This is a genomic window from Chryseobacterium sp. Bi04 (genome assembly GCF_918698085.1).
GTDB lineage: Bacteria > Bacteroidota > Bacteroidia > Flavobacteriales > Weeksellaceae > Chryseobacterium.
Window position 1 is genome coordinate 95,559 of record NZ_CAKKLP010000001.1, and the last position, 22,240, is coordinate 117,798.

Below are 22,240 nucleotides of genomic sequence, written 5' to 3' on the forward strand. Positions count from 1 at the left end.
GAGAATCAGGTACGGGATGTGGGTAGGTGACTTAAGATAGAAAGTTTTTTGTTTTAGAAAATATGGTAGATTATCAGATTACGACTCATAGCTCATCACTAGTAGGTTTTATTATTTGCGTCAATATAATAATATTCTTTGCCGTCCTTGGTTACTTCAAACATTTTGCCCAGTTTCCAGCTGAAATTTCTTTTTATATTGGAATATTCGAAAGGAACAATCACTTTATTATTCACATCTATTACCCCAAATTTATCATTCTGGGAAGCCACGATCATGGGATCTGCCACATCATCACCTTCCATGATGTACAGGTATTGATATTGAGGGTAAATCTGATAATCTCTATAGTCCGCGGCATTGACGAATTTTGATTTTTCAATGATCCCGTAAAATCCATTCAGAACGTAAGCCTGAAATAACTGCTGTTTGTAGTCTCCAAACTTACATTTTCCAAGATCTGAGTCTTTGAACTGATATACTTTTTTTCCTTTGGCATCAATTCGGTAAGAAATCATATCTTTCTCTACTGTTGCATAGTTTTTCGTCCCAAATTTTCTGATTTTTTCATTCGGAGAATTTAAAAGATTACAATCTTCATAAAAAAACACAGCAATATGATATTCCGGCTGGATAATAAATTTCCCGTTTTGGTTGACATATCCAAATTTATCTTCTTTCTTTTTAGGAATAAGAAGAGGAAGATCCTTATTAATAACTACCAGATCAGGATTAGGCTTTGTCACTGTACTTCCTTTCTTCACCGTGGTTTTTGCAACATTTTTAACAGCCAATTTCTTCACAGATTTGGTCTGTGAGAAAATGGAAATCGAAATAAAAATGCACAAAACATTCAGGATATTTTTCATACTCGTCATTTGTCTGCAAAATTACGGCCAAATATAGAATTTATCAAATTCATATTTATAAAGAATCTAAATAAATTCATTCCCATAAAATAGTAAAAATTCGTAATTTTGGGAACATTTTGAATTGTTTGATAATTTTAAAACTTTAAAAAAACTCGTAGATTATACTTGCTTTTCTCCGGACTATATCGCATATCCAAAATGCGGAAACTCAAAATGTTATTTATACAGACCGGTCAAAAGGAGTGACAGTATTAACAGCTGTTTCATATATCTACCTTTAAAAGAGAAAGACTTCTATTATGAATATTTATAAGGATTACATCAAAGAGATTGAAGAAAGAAAAAACCAGGGGCTTCATCCAAAGCCAATTGATGGTGCTGAATTACTAAGCGAAATCATTGCACAAATTAAAGATTCAGGTAATGCAGATCGAACAGATTCTCTTAAATTTTTCATTTACAACACTTTGCCGGGAACAACAAGTGCAGCGGGTGTTAAAGCTAAATTTTTAAAGGAGATCATTCTGGGTGAATCCGTAGTAGAAGAAATATCACCGGCTTATGCCTTTGAATTGTTATCTCACATGAAAGGAGGTCCTTCTATTGAAGTACTGTTAGATCTCGCTTTAGGTAATGATGCAGTTATTGCAAAAGAAGCGGCAAAAGTGCTTAAGACGCAAGTCTACCTTTATGAAGCAGATACTAACCGTCTAAAGGAAGCATTCACTAGTGGTAACGAAATCGCAAAAGAAATCCTGGAAAGCTATGCGCAGGCTGAATTCTTCACTAAACTTCCAGAGGTAGCTGAAGAAATTAAAGTGGTGACCTTCATCGCTGGTGAAGGAGACATTTCAACGGATTTACTATCTCCGGGAAATCAGGCTCACTCAAGATCAGACCGTGAACTTCATGGTAAGTGTATGATCACGCCTCAGGCTCAGGAAGAGATCAAGGCTTTACAGGCTAAACATCCTGACGCAAGCGTTATGCTTATTGCTGAAAAAGGAACAATGGGTGTAGGCTCATCAAGAATGTCCGGAGTAAACAATGTTGCTCTTTGGACAGGTAAACAAGCAAGTCCATATGTGCCATTTGTAAATATTGCTCCTATTGTAGGGGGAACAAACGGTATTTCTCCAATTTTCCTTACCACTGTTGATGTTACAGGTGGTATTGGTATCGACCTTAAGAACTGGGTGAAAAAGCTGGATGCAGATGGAAATGCGGTTCGTAATGAAAATGGAGAACCTATTCTGGAGCAGGCTTATTCTGTTGCCACAGGAACAGTTCTTACTATTAATATAAAAGAGAAAAAATTATATAACGGAGACCAGGAGCTTATTGACATTTCTAAGGCATTGACCCCTCAGAAAATGGAATTCATTAAGGCTGGTGGATCTTACGCTATCGTATTTGGTAAAAAATTACAGACGTTTGCAGCTCTGCTTCTGGGAGTTGAAGCTCCGGTTGTTTTTGCTCCATCAAAAGAAATTTCTCATGAAGGGCAAGGTCTTACAGCTGTAGAAAAAATCTTCAACAGAAATGCTGTGGGAACAACACCTGGAAAAGTGTTGCACGCAGGTTCAGACGTTCGTGTAGAAGTTAATATCGTTGGGTCTCAGGACACAACAGGTCTTATGACTTCTCAGGAGCTTGAATCTATGGCGGCTACAGTAATTTCTCCAATTGTTGACGGTGCATACCAATCAGGATGTCACACAGCTTCAGTATGGGATAAAAAAGCACAGGCAAATATCCCGAAACTAATGAAATTCATGAACGAATTCGGATTGATCACAGCTCGTGACCCTAAAGGGGAATATCATGCTATGACTGACGTAATTCACAAAGTTCTTAATGATATTACGGTAGATGAATGGGCCATCATTATTGGTGGAGACTCCCACACAAGAATGTCTAAAGGGGTGGCTTTTGGAGCTGATTCAGGAACAGTAGCCCTTGCACTGGCTACCGGAGAAGCATCTATGCCAATTCCAGAGTCTGTGAAAGTAACTTTCAAAGGAAATATGAAAGAACACATGGATTTCCGTGATGTTGTTCATGCAACACAGGCTCAAATGCTAAAACAATTCGGAGGTGAAAATGTATTCCAGGGTAGAATCATTGAGGTTCATATCGGAACACTTCCTGCTGACCAGGCATTTACATTTACAGACTGGACTGCAGAGATGAAGGCAAAAGCTTCGATCAACATTTCTGAAGACAATACTTTAATTGAATCATTGGAAATTGCAAAAGGCAGAATCCAGATCATGATTGATAAAGGTATGGATAATCACAATAAGGTTCTTCAGGGATTAATTAATAAAGCTGATAAAAGAATTGCAGAGATCAGATCTGGCGAAAAACCAGCTTTAACCCCTGATGCTAATGCTAAATATTATGCTGAAGTGGTGGTTGATCTTGATATCATCGTTGAACCAATGATAGCTGACCCGGATGTGAACAATGATGATGTTTCTAAAAGATATACTCACGATACCATCAGGGACCTTTCTTATTATGGAGGAGAGAAAAAAGTAGATCTTGGTTTCGTAGGATCATGTATGGTTCACAAGGGAGATTTGAAAATTGTTTCTCAAATGCTTAGAAATATTGAAAAGCAACAAGGTAAAGTAGAATTTAATGCTCCTCTTGTAGTGGCAGCACCCACCTATAACATCATTGATGAATTAAAAGCAGAAGGAGACTGGGAACTGTTAGAAAAATATTCAGCCTTTGAATTTGATGATAAGGCTCCTAAAGGCGAGGCCCGTACAGAATATAAAAATGTAATGTACCTTGAGCGTCCCGGATGTAACCTTTGTATGGGTAACCAGGAAAAGGCGGCTAAAGGAGATACCGTGTTGGCAACGTCAACCCGTCTTTTCCAGGGAAGAGTGGTTGAAGATTCTGAACGTAAAAAAGGAGAATCTTTATTAGCTTCTACACCGGTAGTTGTTCTTTCAGCTATTATCGGACGTATTCCTAATATCGATGAATATAAAACTGCAGTTGAAGGTATTGACCTTACTAAGTTTGCTCCACCTATTAAGGAATTGGTTCAGGTGGGTCATTAACAGGCTTGACAACAGTTTTAAAAAGTATAGAATTGAGAGATTTTAGTCCTGCCAGGATTAAAATCTCTCATTTTTTTGTTTAGAATACTTCTATTTTAAGAGTAATACAATTTTTTTTCAAGAAAACCGATAAAATAAATTCTATTTTTTCTTAAATTGAAAGTTATAAAATCTCTTGATTTAGCATCAGAAATGTCCTCATTTATAAATTATAGGAACATTTTTTGATGTATTTGCAAGCAGTTTTCTCTCAAAATCAGAGGAAGAAGCATTAACGGAAAAAGAACAAAAACTAAATTTAGATATGACTTTTGATATTGATATGATCAAAAAAGTGTACGAGCGTTACCCTGAAAGAATTGCAGCAGCAAGACAGATCGTGGGAAAACCTCTTACCCTTTCAGAAAAAATCCTTTACACCCACCTTTGGGAAGGAAATGCTACACAGGCACATGAAAGAGGAAACTCTTATGTAGACTTTGCACCAGATAGAGTAGCCATGCAGGATGCAACTGCACAGATGGCACTTTTGCAATTCATGCAGGCAGGAAAAGCGAAAGTAGCTGTCCCGTCAACTGCTCATGCAGATCACCTGATCCAGGCGAAAGTAGGTGCTGATAAAGATTTGCAGGAAGGTATCAACAAAAACTCCGAGGTATTCAACTTTCTAAGTTCTGTATGTGATAAATACGGAATAGGTTTCTGGAAGCCCGGCGCAGGTATTATTCACCAGGTAGTATTAGAAAACTATGCATTCCCTGGAGGGATGATGATCGGTACAGACTCTCATACAGTAAATGCAGGAGGTCTGGGAATGGTTGCTATCGGTGTAGGTGGTGCTGATGCAGTAGATGTAATGGCGGGAATGGCATGGGAACTTAAAATGCCCAAGCTTATCGGCGTAAAACTGACCGGTAAAATGTCCGGCTGGACTTCTGCAAAAGATGTAATCCTGAAAGTAGCGGGAATCCTTACTGTAAAAGGAGGAACAGGATGTATTGTAGAGTACTTCGGTGAAGGTGCAGAATCTCTTTCTGCAACAGGTAAAGGTACTATCTGTAACATGGGTGCTGAAATCGGGGCTACGACTTCCACTTTCGGGTATGATGATTCCATGAGAAGATATTTAGCTGCAACAGGAAGACAGGATGTTGTAGATGCAGCTGACAAAATTGCTGAACATTTAACAGGTGATGCTGAAGTATATGCAAACCCGGAACACTATTTTGATCAATTAATCGAAATCAACCTTTCTGAATTAACACCCCATTTAAACGGACCTTTTACTCCGGATTTGGCAACTCCTGTCGCTGAATTCAGAGCGAAAGCTGAAGCAAACGGATGGCCAATAGAAGTGGAATGGGCTCTTATCGGTTCTTGTACCAACTCTTCTTACGAAGATTTATCAAGAGCTGCCTCTATTGTTGAAGATGCAGTAGCAAAAGGTGTAAAACCTAAAGCTATTTTAGGGATCAATCCAGGTTCTGAGCAGGTAAAATTTACCGCTGAAAGAGACGGTTTCTTAGATTCTTTCAGAAAATTTGAAAATGCAAGAATTTTCACGAATGCCTGTGGACCATGTATTGGACAATGGGACAGAGAAGGAGCTGATAAAGGTGAGAAAAACTCTATCATCCACTCTTTCAACAGAAACTTTGCAAAGAGAGCTGACGGTAACCCAAATACTCACGCTTTTGTAGCTTCTCCGGAAATGGTAGCTGCCGTGGCAATATCCGGTAGATTAGACTTCAACCCAATTTCTGACACACTAACCAATGAAGCTGGTGAGCAGGTAAAACTTGATGAGCCTAAAGGTTCTGAGCTTCCTGCAAGAGGATTTGCAGTAGATGACAATGGCTATCAGGCTCCATCAGCAGATGGATCTGGTATTGTGGTAAATGTAAGCCCTACTTCAGACAGACTTCAGCTATTGGAAGAATTCCCTGCCTGGGACGGTAAAAATATTGAAGGGGCCAAGGTATTGATCAAAGCTTTCGGAAAATGTACTACCGACCATATTTCTATGGCTGGGCCATGGTTGAAATACAGAGGTCACCTTGACAATATTTCAAATAATATGTTGATTGGAGCTGTAAATGCTTACAACATGGAAACTAACCACGTGAAAAACGAAATCACCGGTGAATATGGTGAAGTTCCGGCTGTACAAAGAGCTTATAAAGCGGCAGGTATTCCAACTATTGTTGTAGGGGATCAAAACTATGGTGAAGGTTCTTCAAGAGAACATGCTGCCATGGAGCCCAGACACCTTGGTGTAAAAGCCGTACTGGTAAAATCATTCGCGAGAATCCACGAGACCAACCTTAAAAAACAAGGTATGCTTGGATTAACTTTTGCTAATGAAGCTGATTATGACAAAATCTTAGAAGATGACACGGTTAATTTCTTAGATCTTGATCAGTTTGCTCCAGGAAAACAATTGACATTAGAATTCGTTCATGCTAACGGAACTAAAGACATTATCATGGCCAACCATACTTATAACGACCAACAAATCGAGTGGTTTAAGGCTGGTTCTGCACTGAACCTGATTAAACAACAGGAAAATTAAGATTACTTGTTAGATTACTATAAAAGACGGCTTCTGTTGAAGCCGTCTTTTTATTTCAGTTTTTCCATAAGGTTTACTCTGTAATTATCTCCTATTGGAATTTCCTGCTTGGAAAGCATCACCTTTTTTAATGCTCTCAATATAAAGAATATCATTAAAGAGCAAACGATGCTGCTGTCCGGAAGACTTGACAAAGAAATGGGAATCTTTTTTCTCATTAACGGAGAAACGCTCTCTGGCTTTTAGAGCACTTTTTTGAAACCGGTCAAAAGAAACAGTCTTCAGCAGATAATCAATGATGTTATGCTCGTATCCTTCCAGTGCATATTCCGAATAAGCAGTCGTTAAAATATATTTTTGCCTGACTCCCACAATTTTCATGAATTAATCCCTGTAAGCTCCGGCATCTGAATATCTAAAAAAATAAGGTCTGAATCATTATCTTTACTATATTCCAAAGCCAGTATAGGATTCTCGGTAGAAAATACCAGTTCAAAAAAAGGGATCTTCCGGATATAGTTTTCAAGGAGAAATATGGCCAGGGGCTCATCATCTACAACGACGCATTTAATTGTATTCATCTCGTAAGTCAATCTTTAAATCTACTATAAATTCTGTTTCTGAGTCTTTTATATTCAGTTCATATTTCTGAGGATAAAGAATTTCCAGTCTCTTTTTCACATTCTCAATACCTATTCCGGACGCTGTATCTTTCATCCTCTGATTTTTAAAATTGTGAAGAGAAAAATGGAGGGTCCGATTTTTATCGGAAACTTTCAGAACAATCCGGATATAAAGCAACTATGTATTTCTACGATAATACACAGTCTTTCAATAATTATTGGGACGCCAGAAGAATGGTGTTAAGCATCACCTATAATTTTGGAAACCAGAAGCTGAAAAGTGATGAAAGAAAAATTAATTTTGATGAAAAAAACCGTGCACAATAATGAAATTTGCCTGATATTAGGGCTTTTGGAAGGATATATAAAAAATATTTGATATAAAAAATTAATTTTCACCATTTTATCGTAACAAATTCTCTTTTTGAGCGTCTAACGGAATAGTAGTAAAAAACATTATGAAAAAAACGGTATTCGCTTTATCACTTGTAAGCTCAGTTATTATTTTTTCTCAGGAAAAAAATAATAACCAGCCTAAAGAAAAACAAATCGACGGTGTAGTGATCACCAAAACTAAAAAAGCCGTTGAACAAAAAGCTGACCGTACTGTTTTTGATTTCTCTGAACAGCCTCAGCTCAACAACGGGAATGTTTTGGAAGGGATTAAAAAGCTTCCGGGGCTTGTAGCCACAGACATCGCAGGAATGATGTATCAGGGAAAAATGCTTGATGTTTATCTTAACGGAAGGCCTTTAAATATTACTTCTAATGAATTAAACTCATTTCTTGAGGGCATGCCCGCCAATTCTGTAGAGAAAATTGAAGTGATTACCCAACCCGGCGCAGAATTTCCGGCAACCTCCGGAGGAGCCATCATGAATATTGTTACGAATAAAAATGCCAATAAGTATTTAACGGCTACTTATTCCGGGAATTATACGTTCACAAACTATGATAAGTACAGAAACAGAGTAACCAACTCTCTTAACCTCAACGCCAGAAATAAACTCTTCGGATGGCAGCTTAATATTGGGCAAAACTATCGTGAAAGTATGCTCAATACTCAACAAGATAACCTTCTGTCTGGAAATACAGACCGATATGCCCGCGGGTATTTCGCAAAATCAGGAGTAACCTTTGAGCTTGGCCAAGACAGATTATTGCTTAACTACGACATTTACCACAATAATAATGATAACTATACTCTAAGTAATGGTCTTGCCGATCTCCTTGTCAGTCAGGATCCTGATGTTTATAAAGAAGCCCGGTTCGAGGCTTTTGATGCAGCACGTACCAACAGCCTGAGGCAGGAAGCTGTAGTAACCTATCAAAAGCGTTTCGCAGATAAGTCTCAAAAACTGGATTTTCAGTTTGGCTATACAAAGTCTGATACCAGGTTTTCTCAGGATAATTTCTTTCGGGAAGGTTTTTATACAGAAAATGGTACAACTTTTACCCATGCAGGAGGTAATGATATTCTCAATAACAAATCGGATATGAGAATAGCCAATTTCAAGGTAGATTATGCACAGCCTATTAAACTTCTTGATGGTGGAAAAATAAGCGCAGGAGGATTGTATGAAAGACAGGATTATGATACTAAAAGTTTTGGATTGACCAATTTAGAGTATCAAAGACAAACGGCATCTACCTATTTGGAATTTCAGGCAAAACTTAAGAAGTTTGACTTTACATTAGGTGCGCGTGCTGAAAACTATGATATTTCCGGAGTAACAAGGTACATTAACAAAGATAAAAAGCTGGTTCAGGATGATTTAATTCCTTTTAATAAGTTTAAGCTTTTCCCGAATGCCAGCATTCAGTACAGCATGATGAATCAGGTGTATGTTGCGGCAAATTATAACAGGAAAATCAGTTTACCGAGTATTTCTGCTCTTAACCCAAACAACACTACGTTTGCAGGTCCCAATACTCAAATAACCGGTAATCCGAATCTTCAGCCTACCATTTTTGATAATTATGAGCTTAAGGTTTCTGCATTTGATTATGCATTTATCGGATACAGCGTAAGTTCAGCAAGCAACCAGGTAGCACAGATCATCAGAAAAGACGGTAAAAATCTGTACAATGAGCAGATCAATATTTCTACTATGAAAATCCACAATTTCAACGTGGGTCTCCCTATTCCGTTTATGATATTCAGCAAACCGATGAGTGAAATCATGAAGTTTAATTTTAATCCTGATAAAATCAACTTCATGTATCTGTATGCAGGATATCAGAAACATGACATTGATAACCTCAACAATAAAGGGTTCTGGATTTTTAATGTGATGACTCAAATTATCCTTCCTAAGGAAATCAATATGAATGTTAATTACAGCTATTTAACACCCAAAGGAGGATATTTCTATTTTACAGCAGATAAGCCGTTTAATAACTCCCTTAATATCACGCTTACTAAAAAGTTTTTGGACAAGCGCCTTACAGTTTCCATATTTGCTAATGATATTTTCAACAGCCAGGTGATGCAGGCTTATTCCAGCCCACCTGAAGGAGAAAGGGTTATGATACGGTCTAAATATGATTCAAGAAACTTCGGTTTTTCAATTAATTATAAAATTCCTACCAGAAACAAACTGGCAAAAGAAGATCCCAATATCTTAAACCAAACTAAAAAAGAAGATACCGGCGTCATGCAGCAAGGACAATAAATAAATTTGTTAAAAAATTAAGAGACCGTGAAATAATCACAGTCTCTTTTTTATCTCTCGTCCGCTTTTTACCTGATACAACAGATCTCTGCGTGATTGATGGGAACATAAGTTTCGGCTAAAGCCAATGGAAATGATATGTTATTGATAAATGGGCTAAAGCCCACTCCTATTGAATTAAAACAATCTGGACACTTAAAAATCCAGTGTTTGAAACCTCCAATCCAATGTGTCAATGAGTGTTAGCTGGTTCAGATTCACGGGAAGCCCTGTGATAATTTTCAGAACCTGAAGAGCCATCATACTTCCGACTATTCCCGGTAAAGCGCCTAATACTCCAAGGCTGTCACAATCCGCCATATCTTCATCAAAAGGAGGCTCCGGAAACAGATCGCGCAGGTTTTTGCTTCCTTTATGATTGAATACAGCCAGCTGTCCTGAGAAGCCAAGAATGCTCCCATAAACCAATGTTTTTCCCAGCTTTGCACAGGTATCATTCACCAGATATCTTGTTGAGAAATTATCGGAACCATCTACTACTACATCATATTGGGACAGCACATGTTCTGCATTTGAAGCATTAATTTTCTCGTTGAGCCCCATAAACGCTACCTGATGATTGATGTTTTTCACATATATTTCTGCACTTTTTACTTTAGGCATTCCTATATTATTTTCATTATGGATTACCTGCCGGTTTAGGTTGTGAAGCTCCAAATGATCAAAATCCATTACCGCTAATGTACCTACTCCAGCGGCAGCCAAATACTGGATAACAGGACTTCCCAAGCCTCCTGCTCCTATAACAAGGACTTTTGAAGCCATTATTTTCTTTTGTCCTTCCAATCCTATTTCCTCAATAAAGATCTGGCGGCTGTATCTCGCAAATATATCTTCGTTTTTCATCGTTAATCATTAACATATTTACTATTTAAAAACCGCTATATATGGAATCCCAGTCTTTCATAACCGGGTCGTAGCCTGATTTTCTAATCATATTCCTGATCTCCTCCATACTTCGTTCATCACTGGTTTCAAACTGTTCCAAAGATCCTTTATCTACAGAATATCCTCCGGGATTGGTTTTTGATCCGGCACTCATCGCGGTAGCCCCCAGAGATACAATATTATTTCTGAAAACTTCATTTTCCCTGGTTGAGATTGAAATTTCAAGGTCTTCATTCCATATTCTGTAGGCGCAGATCAGTTGAAGCAGATCCTTATCTTCCATGATAAAATTAGGTTCAATAATTCCCTCTGCGGGTCTCAGTCTTGGAAATGAAACTGAAAATTTACTTTTCCAGTACTGCTTCTGAAGATAATCTATGTGCAGTGCATTGAAAAAACTGTCTACCCGCCAATCTTCCAGCCCCAGCAGAACGCCCAGTCCTATTTTATGAATACCGGCCCTTCCTATCCTATCCGGGGTATCCAGGCGAAAATCAAAATTGGATTTCTTTCCTTTCGGATGGTATTCTTTATATATTTCCTGATGATAAGTCTCCTGATATACCAATACTGAATGGACCCCTTCTTCATGCAAGAGTTTATATTCTTCTTCCATTAAAGGCTGTACTTCAATAGAAATATTGGAAAAATGCGGCTTTAATAAGCGGACCGCATTCTGAAAATAGGGAACTCCCACTATTTTATGAGCTTCCCCGCTTACCAGCAATACATGATTCACTTCCATAGACTTCAGTACCGAAGCTTCTACCATGAGTTCTGTATCGGATAATGTTTTCCTCTTTAAGTTATTATCCAGGCTGAAGCCACAATAGGTACAGATATTCTGACATTCATTGCTGAGATACAATGGTGCATATAACTGAATGGTCTTACCAAACCGTTTCTGGGTTAAGACCTGCGTCATTCTTGCCATCTGTTCCAATTCTGAAGCCGCAGCCGGAGAAAGCAGATTCAGAAAGTCTTCAAGGGTTTTATTCTTTTTCTGAAGGCTGGTTTGAACATCAGACAGACTCACTTTTTCAAGCTTATTTTTTACCTCATCCCATTGAAATTGCTCAAAAACATCTTTAAAGCTTTTCATATTCTGGTTTTATTCAAATAAAAACGAAGTAAGGGGACTTGAAGCTTCTGCATGGTGGGCAATTGCTCCTAATCCGGATTCAAAGGCTCTTCTTCCGGCAATCACTCCTTCTTTAAATGCAACTGCCATATTAACAGGATTTCTGGCTACAGCAATAGCCGTGTTCACAAGGACAGCATCTGCCCCCATTTCCATTGCTTTTGCTGCATCAGAAGGTGCTCCAATTCCTGCATCTACAACAACAGGTACATTACTTTGGCTGATGATAATTTCTAAAAAATCTAATGTTCTCAGTCCTTTATTGGTTCCGATAGGTGCTCCTAAAGGCATAACCACTGCTGTTCCTACATCTTCAAGACGCTTACATAAAACGGGATCTGCATGGATGTAAGGCATCACTATAAATCCCAGTTTTGCAAGCTCTTCCGTAGCATACAATGTTTCAATAGGATCAGGCAGCAAATATTTGGGGTCTGGATGAATTTCCAGTTTTACCCAATTGGTCTCCAGCGCTTCTCTGGCTAACTGAGCGGCTAATACGGCTTCTTTTGCCGTTCTTGCCCCTGAAGTATTAGGAAGAAGATGAACATGGGTTTCTCTTAATGATTCAAGCAAATCGTCTTCTGCCGATTGCGCGTCAATTCTTTTCAATGCCATGGTCACCATATCTGTTCCTGATGCGACAACAGATGATGTCATATCTCTAAGGCTTCCGAATTTTCCTGTTCCTAAAAACAATCTTGATTCAAAAGTCCTGCCTGCTATTATCAATTTTTGATTACTCATATTTTACTATTTATTTTTCCTAAGACATTCATTCTTATACCATTGCTTTTTTTAATGTGTTAATAATGGATGGCTGTTTTGTAATTTCTCCTGAAACCGAAATCCCGTATATCCCGATTTGCTGCAATGGTGCAATATCTTCAAGGGCAACACTGCCAATGGCAAATATTTTAGGAATCTCTAAGGATCTTTCTTTCAGGTGATCAATAATCTTCTGATACCCTTCAAAGCCCAGAACGGGGCTCAGTTTTTCTTTAGTAGCTGTAAATCTCAATGGTCCCAACCCAATATAGTTACAAGGCTCATGCATTCTTTGAAGAATATCAGCTATCGTATTGGCCGTCCCTCCGATTATTTTATGCTCTCCTAAAACCAGTCTTGCTTCTTCAACAGATCCGTCATTCAATCCCAAATGAACACCATCTGCATCAATCTCCTGTGCTAATTGTACATTGTCATTAATAATAGAAACTGCCTGATATTCCAAACATAGCTGTTTTGAAATTTCACAGAGACTGATCAATTCTCTTTCGGGAGCATTTTTCCATCGGACCTGTACCCATTTTATTCCATGGTCCAGAGCTTTCCTGATATTAAGCTCCTGCTCTGTTTTTGTATTTCCCTGTGATATATATTGTAATTTTTCCATAGGTACTATAAATGTATCCCGGTAAAGAGGGATTTGTTTTTTTAATTATAAAAAGATTTTCTTTCTGCATTTTATAAAAGCTTCCAATGGCTCCCTGCTCTCCCAAACACCACCAAGCAAAGCTGCACCATCTGCTCCGGCATCAAAAGCTTCCTGAATGTTATTCGGATCAATACCTCCTAAAGCAATCAGTTTTACATGCTCATTATTCCGGGAGTTTATATCCTTCATAACGGTTGTATTCTCACCATATCCTTTTTTAGAGATACTTGGAAAGAATGGGCTTATGAAAGCATATTCCCATTCTTTTTCTAACCTGTTATATGCTCTGATATCATGTACTGAGGTTGATATTGTATGCTCTTCCACCACAGGTTTGTATTTCTTTTCTTCCCGATCAGATTCTCTATAATGAAACCGTGATATATTATATTCTTTTCCCAGCTCATAATGCGTATGCAGAACCAATTGAGGATAAAAAAATTGGTCAATATTGCTGATAAAAGCAGTCAATTCACTTTTGCTGATCCCGGGTTTTCTGATATGAAGTAAATCCAGACCTTCCTGAAACATCTGATTAATAATCTCAGCTTCATTGGGAAAGTTCTGTTCAGGAGTAATAACAAGGATCATATATAAATTTCCTTTCCTTTTTCGATAAATTCCTGAGACTTGCCCAGCATTCCCTGTTCTGCAGATTCCCTGATTTCCTGAGTGATCTTCATGGAGCAGAATTTTGGTCCGCACATAGAACAGAAATGGGCAATTTTCGCTCCTTCTGCCGGAAGAGTCTCATCATGATAAGCTCTTGCCGTATCCGGATCCAGTGAAAGATTAAACTGATCTTCCCATCTGAATTCAAACCTTGCTTTACTTAATGCATTATCCCTGTATTGTGATCCGGGATGTCCTTTTGCCAAATCTGCAGCATGGGCAGCCAGTTTATAAGTAATAACCCCATCTTTAACGTCTTTTTTATTCGGAAGACCTAAGTGTTCTTTCGGAGTTACATAACAAAGCATGGCACATCCGAACCATCCTATCATTGCAGCTCCGATTCCAGAAGTAATGTGATCATAACCCGGTGCAATATCCGTTGTCAAAGGACCTAATGTATAAAATGGAGCTTCATGGCATTCTTCCAGCTGTTTATCCATATTCTCTTTAATCATATGCATTGGAACGTGGCCAGGACCTTCAATCATTACCTGTACATTATGTTTCCATGCAATTTTTGTAAGTTCTCCTAAAGTTTCCAGTTCGGCAAATTGTGCGGCATCGTTAGCATCAGCAATAGATCCAGGACGAAGGCCATCCCCAAGAGAAAAAGCCACATCATACTTCTTCATAATCTCACAGATCTCTTCAAAATGAGTATATAAAAAGTTTTCTTTATGATGAAAAAGACACCATTTAGCCATGATAGAACCTCCCCTGGACACAATTCCCGTTACTCTATTGACTGTCAGATGAATATATCGCAACAAAACTCCGGCATGAATGGTAAAGTAAGAAACTCCCTGCTCTGCCTGCTCAATCAGAGTATCTTTAAAAACTTCCCATGTAAGATCTTCAGGAACTCCTTTTACTTTTTCCAATGCCTGATAAATAGGAACCGTACCGATAGGCACCGGGCTGTTTCTGATAATCCATTCTCTCGTTTCATGAATGTTCTTTCCTGTGGAGAGGTCCATAATGGTATCAGCTCCCCATCGGCAGGCCCATACTGCTTTTTCCACCTCTTCATCGATACTTGAAGAAACAGCGCTGTTTCCGATATTGGCATTAATTTTTACTAAAAAATTTCTTCCAATAATCATCGGTTCACTTTCCGGATGATTGATATTATTGGGAATAATAGCTCTTCCCGCAGCAATTTCATCTCTTACAAACTCCGGAGTGATTTTAGTTTTCGGAGTATTCGCGCCAAAACTGTTTCCAGGATGCTGGAAAGCCATCTCTTTTGAAACCGTTTCCAGCTGCTCAATACGCTGGTTCTCCCGAATGGCTACATATTCCATTTCAGCGGTGATGATTCCTTGTTTTGCGTAGTACAACTGGGTAATTTCTTTACCTTCCCGGGCAACTTTAGGTTTATGATCATAAGAAAAACGCAGCTCATCAAGCCGTGAATCTGCTAAACGGGCTTTTCCATATTCGGATGAGATTCCATTCAGGATATTTACATCTTCTCTGTCTAAAATCCATTGTTCCCTTATTCTCGGAAGCCCTCTTTGAATATCAATTTCTGCATTGACATCCGTATAGGGACCGGAAGTATCATAAACCGTTACAGGAGCATTGTCTTCAAAGCCTCCTTTGGTAAGCCTGGTAGGACTAAGTGCTATTTCACGCATTGCTACACTGATAGGATGTATTGTTCCTTCAACATAGATTTTCTTTGAGTTCGGAAATGGCGAACACGTAATTGAATGAGCCATAAATATTGGTATTAAATATGAAAATTAACCGCCCTGAGTGGCAGTAATAATTAAAACTGAATCTTTATCCTTAAGAAATGTCTCTGCCCAGGCGGACAGTGGAATAATACGGTTGTTTACAGCTACAGCAATCCCTTTTTTCTTTCCGGGTAGTTCCATAGCCAGTAATGCTTCCAGATTGTCGGGAAGTATATCAAATGTTTTTCGGGTGTGGTTGATTATAAGTTCCATTCCTAATAATTTTAATATACTTTAGGAATGGCCATTATTGTAAAATAGAATGTACAGCAAAAGTCATCTGCTTTTCCCTACGCTGGTATAATCCAGATCAGGTTCAAAGGGTAAAGTCTCAGTCTGTTGGTCAACAGACACCCCTAAAGTCTGGGACGAAGGTAGGTATTTTTTCAGAATGGGCAAAATTGAATTTTCCTTACACAAAAAACCACCTCAAAATTGAGATGGCCCTGTTTATCTGTAATTATTATTTTTAATAGTAAAGTTTTACATTTCCATTAGAATCATACTGATTCACCCATTTTGATTCTCCAATTCCACTGTTATATAGTTTTACCTCTTTCTGAAAGTTATTTTTTGATAGTGAAAAATAAAAGTAATCTTCAAAAATCTGCAGCTTTTTAAAAGGATTGGGGGCTGTATCAAAATTACTGAACTCTACTGTATTTTCTATGTAAAAATCAACGTTATTATGCCTTTCTACTTCAACAGATTTTTTCAGATTTCCTATATTATCATAAGTAAATCTTTTAGCTATCGTCCAAATAAAGTCATCAGGATCAGTCGGATCATAAGGCATGTTTGGAAACGTTGTTAAAATTTCAATGAGTTTCCCAGATGAATCATAACTATAATTCAGATGTTTATCAAAATACGGATTATCTACTGAAGGAATAATAGATTTCATTATTCTTCCCTGATTGTCAACTTCAAATGTTCTTTTATTGATTGGGACAATATAGTCAGGGCTACTGCTGAATGTAGAAATAGAAATTATATTCCCATTATAGGAAACACTGGTATAAATGTCTTTAGAAAAATGTGTAGAGTTATATCCTGTATTAGGATCAATAAATATAAAACCTCCCACTTTTTTAACAACCCTTCCCTGAGAATCATATTCAAAATAGATATTAGGGTCTGTCATATTTCCTACCCCATTAGGTGATAAAACCGGAAAGTTCCAGGATATTTTATTTGGCTGATCTACAGTTATTTGTTGGGTATTTTCTGTTAACATTTCGTCATTACTGCTGGAACAGGATGCAAAAGTCATTAGTATGACCAGGCATAATAATTGAATTTTCATGTAGTTTTTTAAGTTTTTTAATCCTCACAAGCTCTCCAGATTGCATCATTTTGCGGAACGGGTGCTGTAATTTCAATCTTTTCTTTGGTTACCGGGTGAATGAACTCCAGTTTCCTTGCATGAAGATTAATTCCTCCGTCAGGATTGGAACGGGGAGCCCCGTATTTAAGGTCTCCTTTGATGGGAATTCCCGTTTTAGATAATTGGGCACGAATCTGATGATGCCTGCCTGTTTCCAGATCAATTTCAAGAAGTATATAATTATCAAGTGTTTTAATAACATGATAGGTTAAAATAGCTTCTTTCGCTCCTTCTGTTGCCTTTGGAAAAACAATAGCTTTATTGTTTTTTTCGTTCTTCTTTAGGTAATGAACCAACCTCTGACTCTGTGGAATCATTTCTTTTCCTACCACAGCCCAATATGTCTTTTTGACCTCACGGTTTTTCACCATTTGAGTAAGGCGGGAAAGTGCTTTGGACGTTTTAGCATAGATTACCAATCCTGAAGTAGGACGGTCTATACGATGAACCAAGCCGAGAAAAACATTCCCCGGCTTAGCATCTCTTATTTTTATAAAATTCTTTATAGATTCTAATAATGATTCATCGCCGGTTTTGTCTCCTTGTACCAGTTGACCGACTTTTTTATTAACCACCAGAAGATGGTTATCTTCATATACAATCTGCTCCTTCATAATGCTTCAGTCTATCTTCTTCTATTGGACAGTGAAAGAATAATTCCTCCCAAAAGACCAATGGTTTTAAGTACTGAAAGGGTTGAATCTTCAGGTATAAAAGCTCCGATGACGCAAATCCCTGCAGCAGCATACATAGCATAGACAAAGTTCTTATTCGTAAGCAAGGGTGCCTGAATAAAGAAACTCGCTCCTATCAGGACATAAAAAACTTTTCGGGACAGCAGATGATTGATTTCCGGGGAGAAAAGATTAAACCAGCCTATAGCGAGGCATACCAATGCGGCAATAGATAAAATTCCCTGGATAGATTGTTGTTGATTTTGCATAGATTAATAACTTTCGTTTTCGTTTGGAAATTCTACTGTCTTTACATCTTTTACGTATTGAGCAACAGCTCCTGTTATTTCAGTATAAAGATCAAGGTATCTTCTTAGGAATTTGGGGCTAAAGCCTTTATTCATTCCCACCATATCATGATATACCAAAACCTGCCCGTCACAGTCAGCTCCGGCGCCAATTCCTATAGTAGGGATAGAAATACTTTCCGTTACTCTTTTAGCCAGATCAGCAGGAATTTTCTCTAAAACTACAGAAAAACATCCCAGTTCTTCCAAAAGCTGTGCATCAGCAATCAGTTTTTCTGCTTCTGCTTCATCTTTTGCCCTCACTTTATAGGTTCCAAACTTATAAATAGATTGTGGAGTTAATCCCAAATGTCCCATTACAGGAATTCCTGCGTTCACGATTTTCTTTATCGATTTAGAAATCTCTTTTCCTCCTTCAATTTTCACGGCATGAGCACCTCCTTCCTTCATCATTCTTACTGCAGATTCCAATGCTTTTTCAGGGTTACTCTGATAAGTTCCGAAAGGCAGATCTGCAATGACCAAAGCTCTGTCAGTTCCTCTTACCACACTTTGAGCGTGATAAATCATCTGATCCAGTGTAATGGGTAATGTAGTTTCAAAACCAGCCATCACATTTGCTGCAGAATCTCCAATCAAAATAGCATCTACACCGCCAGCATCTACCATCTTTGCCGTGGTAAAGTCATAGGCCGTAAGCATTGTTATTTTTTCCTTGTCGAATTTCATTTTACGCAAGGTTTCAGTCGTAACTTTTTTAATTTCAGAGTGAACAGACATAATTTATCTATTTTTAAAAGTTAAAAAGTCGGCCTTCAGCCGACTTAAATTTTGTATGATTTTTATAAAACTACGTGGCCGAGTTTCATGAGTTTGTCGTGATTTAAAATCTTGATATTTCTTCCGTCTACTTCAATCAGGCTGTCCTGTTTGAATTCTGAGATCAGACGGATGGCACTTTCTGTGGCAGTACCAATAATATTGGCAATTTCTTCCCTTGTCAGAGAAATTTTAATAAAGCCTTCCGGATCTACCCCCAGCTTCTGCTCCAGAAGCAGTAATATTTCAGCCAGCCTTTCTCTTACCGTTTTCTGTGCAAGGAATGTAATGGTATTGGAAGATTCTCCCAATTCGTATGAAATTTTCTGAAGCATGACAAAAGAAAGCTGTGGATCTACCTCTAAGAGATACATAAAGATATCTGCTGGTAGAAAAACACACTCAATATCCGTCATAGCTTCGGCTTTGGCTTGGAAGTTTTCTCCACAAAGCAAAGAACGATAGCCGATGATATCCCCTTCTTTGATAAATCTTAAAATCTGATCTTTTCCGAACGCTCCTGATTTTGATAATTTGGCAGCACCTTTTTCAAGGACATAAACTCCCTTTGGAGTTTCTCCATCCTCAAAAATAGTGTCGTGTTTTTGAAAACTTAATTTCTTTTTGCCATTAATATATTTTTCAAAATCTGCGCTAGAAAGTCTTTCCTTAAATGATTTATCATTAAAAACTTTGGCGAACCTCTCTTCAATTGCTATCTGTTGTTCCTGCGGCATTTTATATGATATTTATCACAAAAATAGAACTTTTTAACACGATAAACAAAAAAAATTGTTATAATTTTGTAGTTCAATATTTTATGGTGGTGAGCGAGAACTGTTTTCATTGTGGTCAAGGTATAGAAAAAGAGAGAATTTTGTTTGATGAAAGGATTTTCTGTTGCAACGGATGTAAATCTGTTTACGAAATTCTGAATTCGAACAATTTAAGTAACTTTTACGAGCTTAATAAGGGTGCTGGAATTCGCCCGGGTGATGAAAACTCTACTCAGTTCGATTATCTGGACACCCCTGAAATTTTCGATAAGGTCACCGACTTCTCTGAAGGCAATACCAGCCTTGTAACATTCAAAATCCCTGTCATCCACTGTTCTTCATGTATCTGGCTATTGGAAAGTCTGCATACCTTAAATAAGTACATTAAATATTCACAGGTTAATTTCACAAGAAAGACCTTACAAATCTCTTTTAACCATAAAGACTTACCTCTCAGCGAGCTCGCTAATTTTTTAACTAATCTGGGATATAAGCCGGTAATCAGCCTTGAAACAGCCGAAAAAAATGTTGACCATCTCGACAAATCTCTTCTTGTAAAATTTGCCATCGCAGGTTTTGCATTTGGGAACGGAATGTTCCTGGCCTTTCCTGAATACGTAGGAGGGGAAGATTACTGGATGGAGCATTATAAAGGTCTTTTCAGAGTATTAATGTTTCTGCTGGCCTGCCCTGTTGTGTTTTATTCCGCTTCGGATTATTATAAATCAGCATGGTATGGTTTAAAAAACAAAATCGTCAATATTGATGTTCCTATTGTATTGGGAATATTTGTTCTTTTCGGAAGAAGTATTTATGAGGTAGCCACCAATTACGGCCCCGGATATTTCGATACCCTCTGTGGCCTTTTATTCTTTATGCTGATGGGAAAGCTTTTCCAAAAAAGGACCTACAGTGCCCTTTCCTACGACCGAGATTACAAATCTTTCTACCCTATTGCCGTAACCAAAGTTGATTTTGAAGGAAAACAGGAAAACATTCTGCTTTCTGAAGTAAAAGTAGGTGACAGAATATTGGTTAGAAACCAGGAAATCATTCCGGTAGATGCCATCCTGATCAATGGGGAAGGAAATATTGACAACAGCTTTATTACCGGAGAAAGTGAAAGCATCAGCAAACAGCCGGGAGATAAGATTTTTGCCGGAGGAAAACAAGTAGGATCATCTTTGGAGCTGGAAGTTATCAAAGATGTAGACCAGAGTTACCTTACCCAGCTTTGGAATAAAGAAGCATTTAAAAAGCATGAAACAGGGCTTGACACCCTTACCAATAACATCAGTAAATATTTCACATTCATTATCTTAGGCATTGCGGTTATTTCCGGAATTTATTGGTCATTTATTGATTTATCGAAGATGTTTCAGGTTATTTCAGCTATTCTGATCATTGCCTGCCCTTGCGCTCTTGCATTGTCCGCGCCGTTCACTTTCGGTCACATTATGAGGATTTTAGGTAGAAATAAGTTCTATGTAAAAGATACATTAACAATTGAGAAAATTGCCAAACTGGATACGATTGTCTTTGACAAAACGGGAACCATTACCCATAGAAAAAAGTCAAATATCAAATATGACGGCTCTGAAATTGCTGAATTTGACTTGCTTAATATTAAAACATTATTAAAGAACTCCAACCACCCTCTCTCAAAATCACTGTATGAATTCATAGAAGTCAATGATGATTATTTCCCTGTAGAAAACTTCAGGGAGATTTCAGGAAAAGGATATGAAGCAAGCATAAGAGGAAATCTTTACAAAATAGGTTCAGCCCGTTATAACAACCAGGAACCAAAGAATCTGGAAACCGCTGTTTTCATTAGTAAAAATGATCAGTTTTTAGGAAAGTTCATCTTCAAAAATGAATACCGTCCTAAGCTTAAAGATTTATTTAATAAACTAACCCACTACAAAATATTTATCCTTAGTGGAGATAATTCTTCAGAAGAAACCCAACTGCAGGAACTTATTCCCAATTACAAAGGAATGGCCTTCAATCAAAGCCCGGAGGATAAACTGAACTACATTAAGAATCTTCAGGATCAGCATATGAAAGTAGCCATGCTGGGAGACGGACTGAATGACGCGGGAGCCTTAAAACAAAGCAATGTGGGCATTGCCATTGCTGATGACACCAACAGTTTTACACCATCTTCTGATGTCATTATGAATGGTGAGAAAGTAGTCAGTCTTGACAACTACCTGAACGTCTGTAAAGGCTCCATCACCATTGTGAAAATGACATTCATAATCAGTTTTCTATACAATATAGTTGGTTTAAGTTACGCAGTTACAGGACATATGCATCCTCTATTTGCTGCAATCATCATGCCGGCGAGCTCCATAACTGTGGTTGCCTTCACTACACTTTCAACCTGGATTTTAAGTCGTAAATATTTTAAAAAACGTGTTTAAAAGCCCTTATTTAGACTGATTTTAAATTAGCTGAAATCGGCATTTCGTGATGAATGTCATTATTTTTCACTAAATTTGAAC

At 37.9% G+C, this 22,240-nt stretch carries 21 protein-coding genes and 1 riboswitch; of the genes, 5 read left to right on the forward strand and 16 right to left on the reverse strand.

Annotated features, from left to right (window positions below):
• Positions 1–98 precede the first annotated feature (98 nt).
• The gene (locus LQV47_RS00425; protein WP_230032555.1) at positions 99–869 is read right to left on the reverse strand and encodes a WG repeat-containing protein; all 771 of its coding nucleotides are present in this window, start codon (positions 867–869) and stop codon (positions 99–101) included.
• Between the two features lie 302 nt (positions 870–1,171).
• Between LQV47_RS00425 and LQV47_RS00430 the strand changes: the two genes are divergently transcribed.
• A complete protein-coding gene (locus tag LQV47_RS00430) occupies positions 1,172–3,952 on the forward strand; it encodes a bifunctional aconitate hydratase 2/2-methylisocitrate dehydratase (RefSeq protein ID WP_230032558.1) in 2,781 nt (926 codons plus the stop codon).
• 304 nt (positions 3,953–4,256) lie between these two features.
• The gene (locus LQV47_RS00435; RefSeq protein ID WP_230032560.1) at positions 4,257–6,524 is read left to right on the forward strand and encodes an aconitate hydratase; all 2,268 of its coding nucleotides are present in this window, start codon (positions 4,257–4,259) and stop codon (positions 6,522–6,524) included.
• An 84-nt stretch (positions 6,525–6,608) separates the two neighbouring features.
• Here LQV47_RS00435 and LQV47_RS00440 read toward each other — a convergent pair whose 3' ends face one another.
• From LQV47_RS00440 to LQV47_RS00450, 3 genes are read right to left on the reverse strand one after another with little or no spacing between them, the layout of a single operon-like run.
• Complete coding sequence (locus tag LQV47_RS00440) at positions 6,609–6,905, reverse strand: hypothetical protein (protein ID WP_230032562.1); 297 nt, start codon at positions 6,903–6,905, stop codon at positions 6,609–6,611.
• On the reverse strand, positions 6,902–7,105 hold the full coding sequence (locus LQV47_RS00445) for a response regulator (RefSeq protein WP_230032566.1): 204 nt from the start codon (positions 7,103–7,105) through the stop codon (positions 6,902–6,904). Before LQV47_RS00445 ends, LQV47_RS00440 begins: the two co-directional genes overlap by 4 nt.
• Entirely contained in the window at positions 7,092–7,241 is a 150-nt protein-coding gene (locus tag LQV47_RS00450) for a hypothetical protein (protein ID WP_230032569.1), read from the reverse strand. The genes LQV47_RS00445 and LQV47_RS00450 overlap by 14 nt, the downstream gene beginning before the upstream one ends.
• Positions 7,242–7,327: 86 nt before the next feature.
• Between LQV47_RS00450 and LQV47_RS00455 the strand changes: the two genes are divergently transcribed.
• Both LQV47_RS00455 and LQV47_RS00460 read left to right on the forward strand, forming a co-directional pair.
• Positions 7,328–7,474: a hypothetical protein gene (locus LQV47_RS00455; protein WP_230032572.1), complete on the forward strand. Its 147-nt coding sequence runs from the start codon at positions 7,328–7,330 to the stop codon at positions 7,472–7,474.
• A 131-nt stretch (positions 7,475–7,605) separates the two neighbouring features.
• Positions 7,606–9,822, forward strand: a complete 2,217-nt coding sequence (locus LQV47_RS00460) for an outer membrane beta-barrel family protein (RefSeq protein WP_230032576.1) — start codon at positions 7,606–7,608, stop codon at positions 9,820–9,822.
• Positions 9,823–10,017: 195 nt separating this feature from the next.
• On the opposite strand, the gene LQV47_RS00465 is transcribed toward LQV47_RS00460, so the two are convergent.
• From LQV47_RS00465 to LQV47_RS00520, 12 genes are all read right to left on the reverse strand, one after another.
• Positions 10,018–10,728, reverse strand: a complete 711-nt coding sequence (locus tag LQV47_RS00465; protein ID WP_230032581.1) for a HesA/MoeB/ThiF family protein — start codon at positions 10,726–10,728, stop codon at positions 10,018–10,020.
• A gap of 25 nt (positions 10,729–10,753) precedes the next feature.
• Entirely contained in the window at positions 10,754–11,872 is a 1,119-nt protein-coding gene (thiH, locus tag LQV47_RS00470; RefSeq protein ID WP_230032583.1) for a 2-iminoacetate synthase ThiH, read from the reverse strand.
• A 9-nt stretch (positions 11,873–11,881) separates the two neighbouring features.
• Positions 11,882–12,658: a thiazole synthase gene (locus LQV47_RS00475; RefSeq protein ID WP_230032585.1), complete on the reverse strand. Its 777-nt coding sequence runs from the start codon at positions 12,656–12,658 to the stop codon at positions 11,882–11,884.
• A 34-nt stretch (positions 12,659–12,692) separates the two neighbouring features.
• Positions 12,693–13,307, reverse strand: a complete 615-nt coding sequence (locus tag LQV47_RS00480) for a thiamine phosphate synthase (protein WP_230032588.1) — start codon at positions 13,305–13,307, stop codon at positions 12,693–12,695.
• A gap of 45 nt (positions 13,308–13,352) precedes the next feature.
• A complete protein-coding gene (locus tag LQV47_RS00485) occupies positions 13,353–13,940 on the reverse strand; it encodes a thiamine phosphate synthase (protein WP_230032590.1) in 588 nt (195 codons plus the stop codon).
• Positions 13,937–15,748 (reverse strand): phosphomethylpyrimidine synthase ThiC, encoded by a 1,812-nt coding sequence (thiC, locus tag LQV47_RS00490; protein ID WP_230032593.1) that lies wholly within the window; start codon positions 15,746–15,748, stop codon positions 13,937–13,939. Before thiC ends, LQV47_RS00485 begins: the two co-directional genes overlap by 4 nt.
• 24 nt (positions 15,749–15,772) lie before the next feature.
• Complete coding sequence (thiS, locus tag LQV47_RS00495) at positions 15,773–15,979, reverse strand: sulfur carrier protein ThiS (protein WP_230032596.1); 207 nt, start codon at positions 15,977–15,979, stop codon at positions 15,773–15,775.
• Positions 15,980–16,036: 57 nt separating this feature from the next.
• A riboswitch (TPP riboswitch) is annotated at positions 16,037–16,134 on the reverse strand.
• Between the two features lie 101 nt (positions 16,135–16,235).
• Complete coding sequence (locus LQV47_RS00500) at positions 16,236–17,072, reverse strand: hypothetical protein (protein WP_230032599.1); 837 nt, start codon at positions 17,070–17,072, stop codon at positions 16,236–16,238.
• Positions 17,073–17,089: 17 nt separating this feature from the next.
• Positions 17,090–17,770 carry an RluA family pseudouridine synthase gene (locus LQV47_RS00505; protein ID WP_230034218.1) on the reverse strand — a complete coding sequence of 227 codons (681 nt, stop codon included), beginning with the start codon at positions 17,768–17,770 and terminating at the stop codon, positions 17,090–17,092.
• An 8-nt stretch (positions 17,771–17,778) separates the two neighbouring features.
• The gene (locus LQV47_RS00510) at positions 17,779–18,096 is read right to left on the reverse strand and encodes a hypothetical protein (protein ID WP_230032600.1); all 318 of its coding nucleotides are present in this window, start codon (positions 18,094–18,096) and stop codon (positions 17,779–17,781) included.
• 3 nt (positions 18,097–18,099) lie between these two features.
• Positions 18,100–18,915 carry a 3-methyl-2-oxobutanoate hydroxymethyltransferase gene (gene panB / locus LQV47_RS00515; RefSeq protein ID WP_047491717.1) on the reverse strand — a complete coding sequence of 272 codons (816 nt, stop codon included), beginning with the start codon at positions 18,913–18,915 and terminating at the stop codon, positions 18,100–18,102.
• Between the two features lie 62 nt (positions 18,916–18,977).
• Positions 18,978–19,691 carry a Crp/Fnr family transcriptional regulator gene (locus LQV47_RS00520; protein WP_230032601.1) on the reverse strand — a complete coding sequence of 238 codons (714 nt, stop codon included), beginning with the start codon at positions 19,689–19,691 and terminating at the stop codon, positions 18,978–18,980.
• An 89-nt stretch (positions 19,692–19,780) separates the two neighbouring features.
• Here LQV47_RS00520 and LQV47_RS00525 point away from each other — a divergent pair, with 89 nt between their 5' ends.
• Positions 19,781–22,159 (forward strand): heavy metal translocating P-type ATPase metal-binding domain-containing protein, encoded by a 2,379-nt coding sequence (locus LQV47_RS00525; RefSeq protein ID WP_230032605.1) that lies wholly within the window; start codon positions 19,781–19,783, stop codon positions 22,157–22,159.
• Positions 22,160–22,240 lie beyond the last annotated feature (81 nt).